14 protein-coding genes are annotated in these 14,114 nt (G+C 36.4%); 5 read left to right on the top strand and 9 right to left on the bottom strand.

All coding sequences use genetic code 11. The annotated features are described in order from the left end of the window. Positions 1 to 36: 36 nt before the first annotated feature. Positions 37 to 207, top strand: a complete 171-nt coding sequence (locus BK585_RS07265) for an asparagine synthase (protein WP_078552811.1) — start codon at positions 37 to 39, stop codon at positions 205 to 207. 66 nt (positions 208 to 273) lie between these two features. Here the strand turns inward: BK585_RS07265 and BK585_RS07260 are convergent, their stop codons facing one another. The 4 genes from BK585_RS07260 to BK585_RS07245 are packed head-to-tail and all read right to left on the bottom strand — an operon-like array spanning position 274 to position 3,193. Then, positions 274 to 687 carry a Fur family transcriptional regulator gene (locus BK585_RS07260; protein ID WP_078552810.1) on the bottom strand — a complete coding sequence of 138 codons (414 nt, stop codon included), beginning with the start codon at positions 685 to 687 and terminating at the stop codon, positions 274 to 276. Then, the gene (locus BK585_RS07255; RefSeq protein ID WP_078552809.1) at positions 684 to 1,532 is read right to left on the bottom strand and encodes a metal ABC transporter permease; all 849 of its coding nucleotides are present in this window, start codon (positions 1,530 to 1,532) and stop codon (positions 684 to 686) included. Before BK585_RS07255 ends, BK585_RS07260 begins: the two co-directional genes overlap by 4 nt. 2 nt (positions 1,533 to 1,534) lie before the next feature. Beyond that, complete coding sequence (locus tag BK585_RS07250) at positions 1,535 to 2,419, bottom strand: metal ABC transporter permease (protein WP_078552808.1); 885 nt, start codon at positions 2,417 to 2,419, stop codon at positions 1,535 to 1,537. An 18-nt stretch (positions 2,420 to 2,437) separates the two neighbouring features. Beyond that, positions 2,438 to 3,193 carry a metal ABC transporter ATP-binding protein gene (locus BK585_RS07245; RefSeq protein ID WP_078552807.1) on the bottom strand — a complete coding sequence of 252 codons (756 nt, stop codon included), beginning with the start codon at positions 3,191 to 3,193 and terminating at the stop codon, positions 2,438 to 2,440. 163 nt (positions 3,194 to 3,356) lie between these two features. Between BK585_RS07245 and BK585_RS07240 the strand changes: the two genes are divergently transcribed. Together BK585_RS07240 and BK585_RS07235 are read left to right on the top strand one after the other, a co-directional pair. Then, the gene (locus tag BK585_RS07240; protein ID WP_078552806.1) at positions 3,357 to 4,904 is read left to right on the top strand and encodes a Ppx/GppA phosphatase family protein; all 1,548 of its coding nucleotides are present in this window, start codon (positions 3,357 to 3,359) and stop codon (positions 4,902 to 4,904) included. An 82-nt stretch (positions 4,905 to 4,986) separates the two neighbouring features. Beyond that, positions 4,987 to 7,089, top strand: a complete 2,103-nt coding sequence (locus BK585_RS07235; protein WP_078552805.1) for an RNA degradosome polyphosphate kinase — start codon at positions 4,987 to 4,989, stop codon at positions 7,087 to 7,089. 368 nt (positions 7,090 to 7,457) lie between these two features. Here the strand turns inward: BK585_RS07235 and BK585_RS07230 are convergent, their stop codons facing one another. From BK585_RS07230 to BK585_RS07220, 3 genes are all read right to left on the bottom strand, one after another. Further along, on the bottom strand, positions 7,458 to 8,318 hold the full coding sequence (locus BK585_RS07230; protein WP_078552804.1) for a metal ABC transporter permease: 861 nt from the start codon (positions 8,316 to 8,318) through the stop codon (positions 7,458 to 7,460). Next, the gene (locus BK585_RS07225; RefSeq protein WP_139367512.1) at positions 8,318 to 9,073 is read right to left on the bottom strand and encodes a metal ABC transporter ATP-binding protein; all 756 of its coding nucleotides are present in this window, start codon (positions 9,071 to 9,073) and stop codon (positions 8,318 to 8,320) included. The genes BK585_RS07230 and BK585_RS07225 overlap by 1 nt, the downstream gene beginning before the upstream one ends. A gap of 280 nt (positions 9,074 to 9,353) precedes the next feature. Beyond that, entirely contained in the window at positions 9,354 to 10,472 is a 1,119-nt protein-coding gene (locus tag BK585_RS07220) for a two-component system sensor histidine kinase NtrB (RefSeq protein ID WP_078552802.1), read from the bottom strand. A gap of 148 nt (positions 10,473 to 10,620) precedes the next feature. Between BK585_RS07220 and BK585_RS07215 the strand changes: the two genes are divergently transcribed. Continuing rightward, a complete protein-coding gene (locus tag BK585_RS07215; RefSeq protein WP_078552801.1) occupies positions 10,621 to 10,893 on the top strand; it encodes a DUF2624 family protein in 273 nt (90 codons plus the stop codon). A 74-nt stretch (positions 10,894 to 10,967) separates the two neighbouring features. On the opposite strand, the gene BK585_RS07210 is transcribed toward BK585_RS07215, so the two are convergent. Together BK585_RS07210 and BK585_RS07205 are read right to left on the bottom strand one after the other, a co-directional pair. Continuing rightward, a complete protein-coding gene (locus BK585_RS07210) occupies positions 10,968 to 11,858 on the bottom strand; it encodes a deoxyribonuclease IV (RefSeq protein WP_078552800.1) in 891 nt (296 codons plus the stop codon). Between the two features lie 20 nt (positions 11,859 to 11,878). After that, positions 11,879 to 13,192, bottom strand: a complete 1,314-nt coding sequence (locus tag BK585_RS07205) for a DEAD/DEAH box helicase (protein WP_078552799.1) — start codon at positions 13,190 to 13,192, stop codon at positions 11,879 to 11,881. A 320-nt stretch (positions 13,193 to 13,512) separates the two neighbouring features. Between BK585_RS07205 and vrrA the strand changes: the two genes are divergently transcribed. Further along, a complete protein-coding gene (gene vrrA / locus BK585_RS07200; RefSeq protein WP_170885500.1) occupies positions 13,513 to 14,076 on the top strand; it encodes a VrrA/YqfQ family protein in 564 nt (187 codons plus the stop codon). The last annotated feature ends 38 nt before the right edge of the window (positions 14,077 to 14,114 follow it).

The following is a 14,114-nucleotide window of genomic DNA, read 5'->3' as shown; positions in this document are numbered from 1 at the left end:
AAGTCCCACATTCCGAAGTAGGGGGAAGATTTTCATATGATGACACGTGAAGGATTTATTCCAACTGTATTAGGAACAGCGGTTACTGCAACGGGCTTGGCAATGAAACAAAAAATTGGCACAAATAAAATGATGGCCAATACCATTGTAGGCTTTGGGTTAGCCCATGTCGTTTTGGGTGTAATTGATTTAATAGAACACAGATAATAATAAATAAAAGGGTGGGGAAATGGTTGTTAACCCTTTTCTCCACCCTCTTCTACGCTATAAGCTCTACTGGCTACATTGATTACAATACCCATACACTTCGAACTTATGACCAATCACATGAAAGCCTTTTGTATTAATCTGCAACGCTTCCATCGGACAATCATGAACCTCTTCGGTTTTTCCACATGTCATACAAATTAAATGGTGGTGATGATGTTTCGTTGAACAGCTAAAGCGAAAGCGCTTTTCTCCTTCAAGTTCTGTTGCCTCTAAAATATCAAGTTCCACAAATAAGGAAAGATTGCGATAAATGGTATCAAAACTTAACCCTGGATAATCACTATTCATATTTTCTAACACATCTCTTGCTGAAAGGTACCTCTTTTCATCAGCGAAAAGTTTGATCATTTCTTCTCGTTTCCCTGTGTGCTTATAGCCCTTGTTTTTTAATATTTCTAAGGCTTGTGTTACATTCATACTCCTTGTCCCCTTTCCACCTTACGCGTAAACGATGTGAATAAAATCATTACTACGACTAACACTGTTGCAGCTAGTACAATTCCACCACCAGTGGCAATATTGGCATGATAGGATAAATAAATCCCACTGAACATGGAAATCTCACCAAAAAGAATGGAGTAAAAGACCATTTGTTTAAAACTTTTTGCAACCCGGATTGCGGCGGCTGCAGGGAGAACGATCATGGCCCCTACAAGTAAAATCCCAACGACCTTCATGGCAATCGCAATAACTAAAGCTACTAAAACGGTAAATATAAAGTTTAGATTTTTGATACGTAATCCCGAGACCGTAGCAAACTCTTGGTCAAATGAGATAGCAACAAATTCCTTATAAAAAGAAACAATGACAATAACTACTAACAAAGTAGTAACAATCATAAAATATAAATCTTGAACAGTCACACTTAGCACGCTTCCAAATAAATAAGCGAACCACTCATTTGTATTTCCGGTTGACAAACTAATGAATATCGCACTTAGCCCTACTCCTGTTGATAATACAATTGGAACCGCAAGCTCCTGATAATGGGAATAGATTTGTCTTAACTTTTCAAGTAATAACGAAGATAGTAAAGCAAATAAAAACCCGAAATATAACGGTTGTATAGAGAAAGCTGTAAATTGCATCAGCAAAACTCCAGCTGAGATTCCAGTTAATGTGATATGGGATAATGATTCAGTAATAATAGAAATTCTTCGTACGAGCAAGAACGCTCCTAATAGTGGACAAACAATGCCAATAAGAATTGCAGCAACTATTCCTCTTTCAATAAAAGTTAATTGTAACATCCATTCTAACATAATTACCCCACCTTAGTCTCTCGAGTCTTATTGCGAGAGCTTTTGCTTTGATATAATTTGCCACGAAACCAATCATAGCTCATGACACCAAGCAAAATAAGAACTGAAATGATGACGATAGTGCCTCCTGGGGCAACATCTAAATGAAAGGCACTGACTAACCCAATTATTACAGAAATCTCTCCAAAAATGATGGCATAAACAAACATTTGCTTAAATCCTTTGGCTAATCTCATACTTGCAGCCACTGGCAAAGTCATTAAAGCGGAAACTAATAAAATCCCTACCACTCGCATCGAAGCGGCTATAACAAGGGCAACAATGACGATAAAAATAAAATGCAACATATTTTTTTTGATTCCTAATACAGTCGCTTGTTCCTCATCAAATGCCAAGAAGAACAATTCTTTGTATAGTAAGATTATAACAATCGTAACAACAATCGTAATGATCAGAATCGTCCAGAGATCGGAACGGCTAACAGCTATCACACTCCCAAACAAATAATTAAAGAGGTCATTATTAAATCCGTTGGCTAACGAAATGAACACAACTCCAATACCAATACTGCTTGACAATATAATAGGAATGGCTAACTCTTGGTAGTATTTATAGATAGAGCGAAGCCTTTCAATTAGAAGCGATCCACCTACTGAAAATGCAATACCCATATACAACGGATTTAGTGCTTGAAAAAAAACATAATGCTTTCCAAGTAATAAACTAAACGCAATGCCTGTTAAGGTAACATGAGAAAGAGCATCTGCAATCAAGGACAGTCTCCGAACAACAAGAAAAACCCCTAACAAAGGAGCTAAAAAACCAATCATAATCCCCGTAAAAAACGCGTTTTGTAAAAATTCATATCTAAAAAAAACTTCTATCATGAAAAAAAATCCCCCATACTAATGGTCGTGATGGTGAGTGAGTAATTGAACATCATGTCCATAAAATGCTGATAAATCGTGGTTGTTTTCAAAATCTTTTGTATTCCCATGAAAGTGAATGACTTTATTGAGACAGGCTACATCTGTAACATGGTCTGTCATTGCTCCAATGTCGTGTGTCACAAGTAGGAGTGTTAGCCTTCTACATTTATTTAAATGACTTAACATCCCGTAAAAGTTTTTTGCGGACTTCATATCCACCCCAACAGTAGGTTCATCTAAAATTAAAAGTTCTGGGTCACTCACAAGCGCTCTTGCAATAAACACACGTTGTTGTTGTCCTCCCGAAAGTTCACCGATGTTCTCGTACATATAGTCAGACATTTCAACGCTATCAATCGCTTCTTTTACTTTTTCTTTATGGCTTTTTGTTAAAAACCTAAACATCCCAACCTTAGCATATAAACCCATCGATACTACTTCAAATACCGTAGCAGGAAAGCCACTGTTAAAACTATTTGCTTTTTGTGAAACAAACCCAATTCTGTCTCTTTGTTTTAATTTCTCTATTGGTTCCCCAAAAAGTTTAATAGACCCCTGTTGGGCTTGCAGTAGACCTAACATACACTTAATTAATGTAGACTTCCCAGAGCCGTTAGGACCAACTAATCCTAAAAATGCGCCTCTTTCTATTTCCAAGTTAATATTTTCTAACACATTTCGAGATCCATAATGAAAAGATAAATTATGGATTTCGATTGCTTTTGTACTCATTACAATTCTCCTCCAACAAATAAGAACAATTCCGATTTTTAATTCTTTCTTTATTATAAGGGTTTCTATTTTTTTGTCCAACTGTTTGTATTATTATATCCATGCAAATTATTGGTTAACATTATATAATGTAGAAAATCTCATTATGCCAGGACGTGAAGACATGGAAGAAAAAAAAGTAGCAATTATTGACATGGGTTCTAACTCAATAAGACTAGTCATTAATAAACTCTATAAAAATGGGTATTATAAACAACTATATAATTTCAAGGTGGTAGCCCGCTTAAGTAGTCATTTTACTCCAGATGGAAAAATCTCAAAACAAGGGATTCAAGTCATCCTAACTACACTAAAGCAATTTAAAGAAATAATAGACTTTCATAAAGTTGAGAAAATTACAGGAGTAGCTACTGCTGCTGTCCGCAAAGCAATAAACCAAAATGAAATTATCACTGCAATCCAAGAGCAAACAGGCCTTAGCTTTCGTGTTCTCTCGGGTTATGAAGAAGCTCACTATGGTTATTTAGCCGTTGTTAATTCAACCAATCTTCAGGAAGGAATTACAATAGACATTGGTGGCGGGAGTACTGAAGTTACTCTTTTTAAAGACCGTGAAATGGTTCACTTTGAGAGTTTTCCCTTTGGTGCCATTACATTACAACAACTTTTAGATTCCGGTGACCCTTCTGATGACCAAATTGAAAAATTAACATCATACCTTATTTCTCAATTTGAGAGTTTGCCATGGCTAAAAAATTGTGGTCTCCCTGTCATTGGAATTGGTGGTAGTGCTCGAAATCTTTCTTTAATTCATCAGCGTATGGTTGGATATCCGTTAGCTGGTCTACATCAATATCAATTATCAAAAGAAGGAATTATTAGCGTTCAAGATAAACTACGCTCTTTTTCCATTGATGAGCGACATAACATCGATGGGTTATCAAAAGACCGTACTGACATTATTATTCCTGCTGTACAAGCTATTTTAACATTAGTAAACTTTACGAATGCACCTTCGTTTACGATGAGTAATAAGGGATTACGTGATGGCATTTTTTATGAAGAAGTATTATCTCAGCTTGGTCTTGAACATTTCCCAAATGTAGCAGAAGAAAGTTTTTATCAATTAACCCATGCCTTTGAAATGAACATTGAACATGTAAAACAAGTTGGTACGCTAGCGAAAAAAATCTATAAGCAACTTACACCTTATCTCACAGAAATGCGAAATGCAGAGGAAGATATAAAATTACTTAAATATAGCTCTCGAGTTTTGTATATTGGTGAGTTCATTACTAGTGAAGCGAGTAGCGAACATACCTTTTATGTATTAACCAATTTATCTATTGATGGACTAACTCATCGAGAACGTCTAGCATTAGCCTTAATTGCATCATTTAAATCACGCTCTTCTCTATACCGTCATGCTGAATCATTTTCTCAATTACTTACCAAGGAAGATGTAAAGCAATTCGAACTGTTAGGGGCGATTTTGAAATTATCATTTGCCTTAAATCGAACAAGAAGAAATGTTGTTCATAAAGTAAAAGTCAAAAACGGCAAAGAGACAGATATCCTCTTGCACGTTACTTGTCTTCAAGATAGTGTGTTTGAAGAACAGCTTGCAAACAAGTATAAAAAACATATTGAAAAAGCGATCCAAGCAAAGATTTCATTAGAATTCCAACAAACCTCTTCTACTTCATATTAATTTTACATAAAATTTACATAAAACTGTTAAAATGATTTTAGTTCTTGAACTTTAGGATTTACAAGCAGGAAGGTTGATTATAATGGAAAATCTAAATGAAAAGCCGTTTGTTGATTTAAACGACCCTACTTTTTATAACAACCGAGAACTTAGTTGGTTAGCTTTTAATGAACGTGTCCTTGAAGAGGCCATTGATGAAAGAAACCCTTTAATGGAACGATTAAAATTTTTGGCCATTTTCAGTTCCAATTTAGATGAATTTTTTATGGTTCGTGTAGCTGGTCTTAAAGATCAAGTGAAAGCCGGATTTAATCGTCCCGAGAATAAATCCGGATTAACACCAAAACAGCAATTGAAGAAAATATCTGAACATACACAATTGCTTGTTCGGTTACAAGATAACATGTACACAGAAACCCTTTTACCTATGCTCTATCATGAAGGGATTCAGTTTCTTGAAATGGATGAGCTGAACAATTCCCAGTTGGATTTCTTACAGGATCGCTTTACCAATTATATTTTTCCTGTGTTAACACCAATGGCTGTCGATGCCTATCGTCCATTCCCGATGCTGTTAAACAAGAGCTTAAATCTCGCTGTTGTCTTAAAGAAGCATGGAAACAAAAATGAACAGTTAGCTATTGTTCAAGTACCAAGCGTGTTAACAAGATATATAGTTCTACCTTCTAGCTCAAGTAAGAAACAGTTTGTATTGTTAGAAAATGTAATTAGTTATTTTATTGGACAACTGTTTTCAGGATACACCGTTCAGTCGGTTTCGCCATTTAGAATCACGCGTAATGCTGACTTAACAATTCATGAGGAAGGTGCACGCGATTTATTACTAGAAATTGAAAAAGAGTTGAAAAAGCGTAAATGGGGCTCCGCTGTTAGACTTGAAATGCAAGATGGACTTATGGAACAAAAAGTCTTAAATCTACTCTTAGATGTATTAGAGGTCCATAAGAACGATGTTTATTCATTTAAAGGTCCACTTGACTTATCATTCTTATTTAAATTATATGGAAATTTAGTTCAAGAATTTGAACACCTTACAAATGAGACGTTAATCCCACAGCCTCCAGAGGACTTACGTGGTGAAGAAAATATCTTTCGGGCTATCTTAAAAAAGGACATTTTCCTTCACCATCCCTATGAATCATTTCAACCTATCGTTGATTTTCTTTCATTAGCAGCGGAGGACCCAAACGTCCTAGCGATTAAGCAAACGTTATATCGAGTAAGCGGAGATTCTCCGATTGTAAGCTCACTTGCCCGTGCTGCTGAAAACGGAAAACAAGTAACGGTTCTCTTAGAGTTAAAGGCTCGATTCGATGAGGAAAACAATATACAGTGGGCGAAGAAGCTTGAAAAAGCCGGAGTTCATGTGATTTATGGAATTACAGGCCTTAAAACTCATAGTAAAATTTCTTTAATTGTTCGCCATGAAAATGAAAAAATCCAACGCTTTGTCCATTTAGGTACAGGTAACTATAATGATTCAACAGCAAAACTATATACTGATATGGGCTTATTAACTTCCGACGAAGGGTTTGGGATAGACGCCACCAATTTTTTTAATTATTTAAGTGGATATAGTGAAAAACCCACATGGAATCATATCTCAACCGCACCTTATCAAATACGTGATACGTTTCTTGAATTAATTGAACAAGAAATCGATTATCACAAAAACCATGGTGATGGTCGAATCATCGCAAAAATGAATTCTCTAACAGATAAACCGATTATTTTGAAGCTATATGAAGCCTCTCAAGCTGGGGTGAAAATTGATTTAATCGTACGAGGTACATGTTGTTTACGTCCTGGCATAAAAGGAGTAAGTGATACAATCAGAGTAATCAGCATTGTTGACCGATTTTTAGAGCATAGTCGTATTTTCTATTTCCATCATCATGGTCAGAATAAAATATATTTATCATCCGCAGATTGGATGACCCGTAATATGGAAAAACGAATTGAAATTCTCTTTCCCGTCTATAGTCCTCGAATTAAAGACAGGATAAAAGAAATTCTAGATATAACATTAGCTGATAATATGAAGGCCCGTATCCAAGATAAAACAGGAAAATATCAGTACATTGAACGAAAAACAACAAACCAACCCGTCCAAAGTCAATTAGTTTTTTATGATATAGCTGCTCAAGGAAATGAAGAGGAATAAAAAGCGACATTGTCAATCCCTAAAGGACAGACGATTCCTTATTATACGTTTTTTTTGTATTTATTTGAGGTAACGGACACAAGCGCCCTTAACTGAGTAAAAACAAGCGAAATCCACATCTCCTTAGGTAAATAAGGGATCCTGAGTCCGTACCAACCGAAAAAAGCCCCATTTTAAAGAAATAGAGGCTTCTGTGTCCCCTGAAGGCAACTCAACAGGTAAAGGGCGACCTGTTGTTTATTTTTAGGCCAATGGCTCTTTCGCTACTGGTGTGAGGAGAAATTCACTCCTCTCACCTACTGAGTAGCGGTCGCTCATTGTCCTTGAGGGCGACTCAACAGGTAAATGGCGACCTGTTGAGTCGCCCTCTACTGTTGGTATCGTGTTCTCCACATTTTGATGAGAACTCCGTGTTTGGGTGAGAAGAAAAAGGCTAATGCGAAAAGGACGGAAGCTACTAATACAATCGATGCTCCTGAGGCTACGTCATAAACAACCGAAAAATATATCCCAACTACTGCTGACACAGCCCCAATTATGGCTGATAGAGTAAGCATGATTGGTAGTCTCTCTGTTAATAAATACGCTGTTGCTCCTGGTGTAATTAACATAGCTACAACAAGGATAATACCTACCGTTTGTAATGATGCCACTGTAACAAGTGACAACAATAACATTAATAAGTAGTGAATTAACTTCACTGGAATCCCAACGCCTTTGGCAACAATCGGATCAAATGTACTAAGTAACAATGGGCGGTAAAAGATAAAGATAACCAATAAAACAAATGCCCCAATCCCAAATGTCATCCATAAATCATTTCTGGAAACAGCAAGAACATTCCCAAAAAGAATATGCCACAAATCTACACCTGTCCCTCGTAACCCGGTTATCATTACAATCCCCAACGCAAATGCAGCCGTAAACATTATCCCTATCGCAGAATCGTCCTTAATCCTACTGTTTTGAGACACATACCCGATTGCTAGTGCCGTAATGACTCCTGTAACGACTGCACCTATAAAAAAGCTAGAACCAAGCATATACGCGATAACAACGCCAGGGAGAACAGCATGCGAGATTGCGTCACCCATTAAAGCCATACCGCGAAGAATAATGAAACACCCGATGACACCACAAATGATTCCCACTAATACAGCAGCAGTCAATGCTTGTTGCAAATAAGGGTATCTCATAACTTGATCTATAAAATTTGCAATTTGTAACATTAGTTACTCACCACCATCATCTGGTCCTTATTTTGAAACATTTTAATCTGGCCTTTATACGTTTTGCCTAATAAATCTAATGTAAATGTATCCTTTACGTTTCCATAGGCAATTAATTCTTTATTTACTAACATAATTTGGTCAAAGTATTGTTCAACCTTACTTAAATCATGGTGAACGACAAAGACCGTTTTATGGTTTTCTTTTAAATCTTTTAAAATATCAACTATGATCTCTTCTGAAGTAATATCAATTCCAACAAACGGCTCATCTAAGAAAAATAAATCTGCTTCTTGTGCCAAAGCTCTAGCAATAAAGACTCGCTGTTGCTGACCACCAGATAATTCTCCGATTTGTTTTTTACGAAAGTCTTCCATTCCTACCTTTTCTAAAGAAGTAAGAACCACCTCTTTATCTATATTAGACGGTCTTTTAAACCATGGAATATGAACGAATCTACCCATCATCACAACATCTTCAACTAGGACTGGAAAATCCCAATCAATTTCGTTTCGCTGAGGTACATAGGCAATTTGTTTTCTTACCTTTTTAATTGGTTTATCAAAAATAGTTACTTGATCAGCTATCGATCGTTCTAGCCCTAAAATGGCTTTGAGCATTGTTGATTTACCCGCCCCATTTGGACCAATAACCCCAATAAGGTTACCAGCTTCGCTTGTAAAGGAGATATTTTCAATCGCTTTAAAGTTATCATAATAGACAGATAAATTTGATACTTGTAATACGTTCCCCACTGCAACTCCTCCTTTTTTCCAAAAATAGCAAACTATATAAAAGAGACAGAAGAGTAACTCCATTGACGTTACTCATAGTATGTGAAAGATAGGTTAATGGTGAAAAAGTTTCCTTAGGGAAACTTTTTATCCTATATCCAATTATATGAGGCGAGGTGAAATTTGTAAACCATTTTCTTTTATTCTTCATCGTTTGGTTTAATCAAAAAAAGAGGCCAGGACAAAAGGGTGTTTCACCTTTTGATCCTGCCTCTGGGCATGAGCGTTACCGTCACTATTTTTAAGCAAATGGTATGGTAATCGTCACTTCTGTTCCTCTATTAAGTTGGCTTGAAACGGTAAAGCTCCCGCCATGGTCCTCCACGATTTTTTTACATAACGGAATACCAACACCAGTCCCTTTTTCTTTTGTCGTAAAGAATGGTTTTCCTAACTGTTCTAATACTTGTTCCGGCATACCTAAACCATTATCATTTATTTTTATTACATATTCTTCACCTTTATTAAACATCTTTATGATAAAGGTCTTGTTGTCTTGATTTTCTTCATAAGCCTCTATTGAGTTTCTAACCAAATTTAATATTACCTGTTTTATCATTGCCTCATTTACTTGGACCTTTCCGTTTGTTTCTTCAAAATGATATGTAAAAGTTACATCGTGTAAAATACATTCAGGTTTAATTATGTCAATGATTGAATTCATTAGTTGTACAGGGGATACAACTTCCTTTTTTGCTTTTCTCCGTGAGACTGAAAGGAAGTCATCAATTATCCCATTCATACGAGTAAGTTCCGAAGTAATCGTTTGATAATAATCCTCAAACTTATTCGTTAATTTAGCTAGTTGTAAAAAACCGCTAATCACTGCCAAGGGATTTCTTAATTCATGAGCCACACTTGCAGAAAGCTGAGCAACCGCTTCCATTTGATGCTTATATGTAATTAACTCCTCATACTGATTTTGGATAGATATATCATATAGATGAAGAAAAAATGATTGCCCTTGGTTGGAGAGCTTTAGTCGTAATGAAAAATCATCGTTTTCCACTTCTATCTGTTCTGTTTTATTTAATTGTTTAACTCTAGTGCAAAGCAATTTTAATTTATCTGGTTCTGGTAATTGAGAAAACTCGAATATCGGTTGATTTCTTATTTCTTCAAATTGAATTCGTTTAATATTAAAAAGTTGAAGAAAAGCGCTATTTACATTTTGTATTTGAAAAGAATAATCCATTATTACAATTGGGATATCTATCTCTTCCCATAATTGAGTCGTATCATATGAAGGTGAAATTTGTAATGAACAAGGATTCGAGTTGCTAGTATCCACAACTATCTGTTCTTGTTGCTTGCGCTCTGCATTGTGACTCATTATTTTGTTTGTGTTATGTATCAGCATACTGTCCCCCTAAAAATGTTACAAAATAATCTGCCTTGGATATAAATTCCACAAAGAATGCAAACTTCCTTCTTATTCTCTAGAAATTAGTCACCAAATTACAACATAGTCATACAATGGTTATATCATTTTAATTAGGAGTGATCTCATGAATCCAGTTATTATCCAAATGGTTAACATGAAAGTAAACTCATTAACGAAGCAAGAATTACTAGGATTGGCTCAACAACATAACATTTCTTTAACACCAGACCAAGCCACCCAAGTGATGACTGTATTAAAGTCTGAAAATATTGATGTAACAAATCAACAACAGGTTCAACGAATTATCTCTAGGTTAAAAAACGAAGTTGATCCACACGTTTCAAATGTTGTATCTCAATTACTACAGCAATATGGACATTACTTAAACCAATTGTAAGTCCTATTTCAAGATAAAAGAAGGATGCCTCCAATAGCTCTGTAATAAGGCTCTTTGGCTGCACCCTTCTTTTTTTATATGAGGATAATCTCTTCTTTTAACTTCTCGTTAAATGAACCTTCCTTTAACATCACAATTTCGTGTTTATACGGTGCTTTCTTCGAGTTTTTATCTTCCCCAATAAACGGAGTTTCTAAGATTTTAGGAACGTGAATTAACTGTGGGTGGTGAACGATATAATGTAATGCTTTAAATCCAATGTGTCCAAACCCGATATTTTCATGTCGGTCTTTTCGAGCACCACTCTCATTTTTACTATCATTCACATGTAATACTTGTAAACGGTCAATGCCAATGATATTGTCGAACTCTTCTAGAACTCCATCAAAATCATCTACAATATTATAACCAGCATCATGAGTATGACAAGTATCAAAGCAAACTGATATCTTTTCATTGTGTGTTACACCCTCAATGATTTTAGCTATTTCTTCAAAATTTCGACCACATTCTGTTCCCTTACCTGCCATCGTTTCTAGTGCAATATGAACATGCTGATCTTTCTCCAAGACCTCATTTAATCCCTCAATAATTTTCTCTATCCCTTTTTCAGCACCAGCACCTACATGTGCCCCAGGATGAAGAACGATTTGCTTGGCTCCAAGCGCATCGGTTCGTTCAATCTCGGAACGTAAGAAGTTGACGCCAAGTTCAAAAGTCTCCTTTTTCTCTGTATTACCAATGTTGATAATGTAAGGAGCGTGAACAATGATATCAGTAATACCGTTTTCCTTCATATGAGCGATTCCTTCGGCAATGTTCAAATCTTCAATCGCTTTTCTTCTTGTATTTTGAGGAGCACCTGTATAAATCATAAATGTATTGGCTCCATATGAAATCGCTTCTTCGCTTGAAGCTAAAAGCATCTTTTTCCCACTCATTGAAACATGAGAACCTAATAACATGTTTCCCTCTCTCCCTTCACTTACTTTCTTTTGTTTAGTCTTCTCTGTCTACGTTCTAATTTTTCTTGAGCCCAACGTGCTTTCTTTTTATAGCCAGGCTTTACTTTTTTCGGTTTGCTTTTTGCTGCACCCATGCCACCTTGAACCGTTGCTCTTTTAGTTCGTGGATCTTTTGAACCGAATCGAGGTTTTTCTATCGTAACCCATTCCCCTTTTTTTACATCGGCAAAAGAAAAGTCGACGCCTCGTTTCATCAGTTTTTGGATCGCGAGTTGGTCTGCATCTTCATAAACTGTAACGGCAATACCGCTCTCTCCAGCTCTTGCTGTTCTACCAACACGATGAACATAAAAATCTAAGTCTTTAGGTAGCTCAAAATTAATAACGTGGCTTACCCCTTTAATATCAAGTCCACGAGCAGCTAAATCAGTACAAACGACATACTGAATTTTGCCTTCTTTCACTTGTTTCATGACTTGCTTTCGCTGTCTCGGAAGCAATCCTCCGTGAATAGCGTCAGCATTAAGTCCTTTTGAAATCATCGCTCCTACTAGTTCGTCAGCGTTTTCTTTCGTATTCGTAAAAATAAGCGCTAGGTAGGGATTTAACAATTGTACAATACTAATTGTTAATTCTATTTTATTGCGATGACGAAGTGGAATTAATCGATGTTCTATCGTCGTCGCTGTTAAATGTTTTGGTTCAACATGAACATGCCGTGGCTGGTTCATATATTTCTTTAAGAACGGCTGCAGTTTTTCAGGAATCGTTGCAGAAAAGACAAGCATTTGTATATTCTCTGCCATCCTTGAAGCCGTTTTATCAACATCTTCAATAAAACCCATATCAAGCATTTGGTCCGCTTCATCAACAACTAAAGTTGTCGCAGTATGAAGTAATAATGCTTGTTCTTTCACCAAATCATTGATTCGTCCAGGTGTTCCAACAATGATATGCGGTTGATTTTTCAATTTTCCAATCGTACGTAATCTATCCGTTCCTCCAACAAGAAGACGGGCAACAATCTTTTGTTCCTCTTCTTTTTCAAGAAGTTTTTGCATTTCATCAAAAATTTGCGAAGCTAACTCTCTCGTAGGTGCTGTGATAACAGCTTGTACCTCTGGTCTGTCTACATCTAAACCATCAAGAATAGGAATTAAAAAAGCTAATGTCTTCCCAGAACCCGTTTGTGACTGCCCGATAACGTCCTTACCCGAGCGAATCGCAGGGATTAGCCTTTCTTGAATTTCCGTAGGTAACTTAAAGCCCTGTGCCGTTAATGATTCGATTAAAAAAGGTTTAACATCAAAACGTTCAAAATTTGAATTACTCATATCCTTCTCCTACTTTCAATACATTGTTTGTCCATTTTATCATAGTATGAGCCAAAACCAAAAAAAGTGGGGTTCTTTTTTTGGTTTTGGCAACGTAAAAAGGTGGTTTTTCCTTTTTACCCTCTTTTTAAGATAAAAAAAAGTGGGGTTCTTTTTTTGGTTTTGGCTTGTGTAGCTAATTAATACCGAGGTTCGATCACCATTTTGTCTGTCACAGCATATACCTAATCTTAGAAAATGATATTTTGGATGAAAGGATGACAACTATGTTTCCACCCATGTCTCCACTCCAGAATGCGGCATCTTTCGGAGCTCCTCTCATGCATCAACTACCTGCTCAAGCTGGCCAATTCTCAACAATGGCTCCCCAAGGGGGCGGTTTGTTAGCAAGATTATTTGGTGGTGGTGCTATGTCCGGATTAGGTGGAGGAGCTAATGCTGCAGGTGCAGTAGGTTCAGCAGCAAGTGCGGCTAGTTCTAGTGCTGGTTCTGGTTTAAATATTATGTCAATGATTAATAATACGCAACGCATCATCGGTGTAGTGCAACAAGTGACACCGATGGTTCAACAATATGGACCATTCCTGAAAAATGTTCCCGCTTTATACAAGATGTTGTCAAGTGCAGCTAGTAGCAATTCAGAAGACAGTACCACAACTGAAGAAAATCAAGCTTCTGCTGATATACAAGAAGCAGAAGTTACAGAAGTCACAGAAGTCACAAACGTTTCTGAGGAAAATAAACCTAAATCTAAGCCAAAGCCTAGAGCAAAACATAAGTCAAAGAATTCAACTAACAAAAAGGCTGAACGTCCTAAGTCAACGAAAGCCGCTCCTCCAAAAAAAACCATTAATGGCATCCCTGCACCTAAGCTATATATTTAACCTTAATTATTAATGTTTGTAACAATTGTTCTCCTCCT

Source organism: Bacillus alkalicellulosilyticus, from assembly GCF_002019795.1.
GTDB lineage: Bacteria > Bacillota > Bacilli > Bacillales > Bacillaceae_F > Bacillus_AO > Bacillus_AO alkalicellulosilyticum.
Note: the sequence above shows the minus strand (reverse complement) of the source record. Positions and strands in the feature narration are given on the sequence as shown.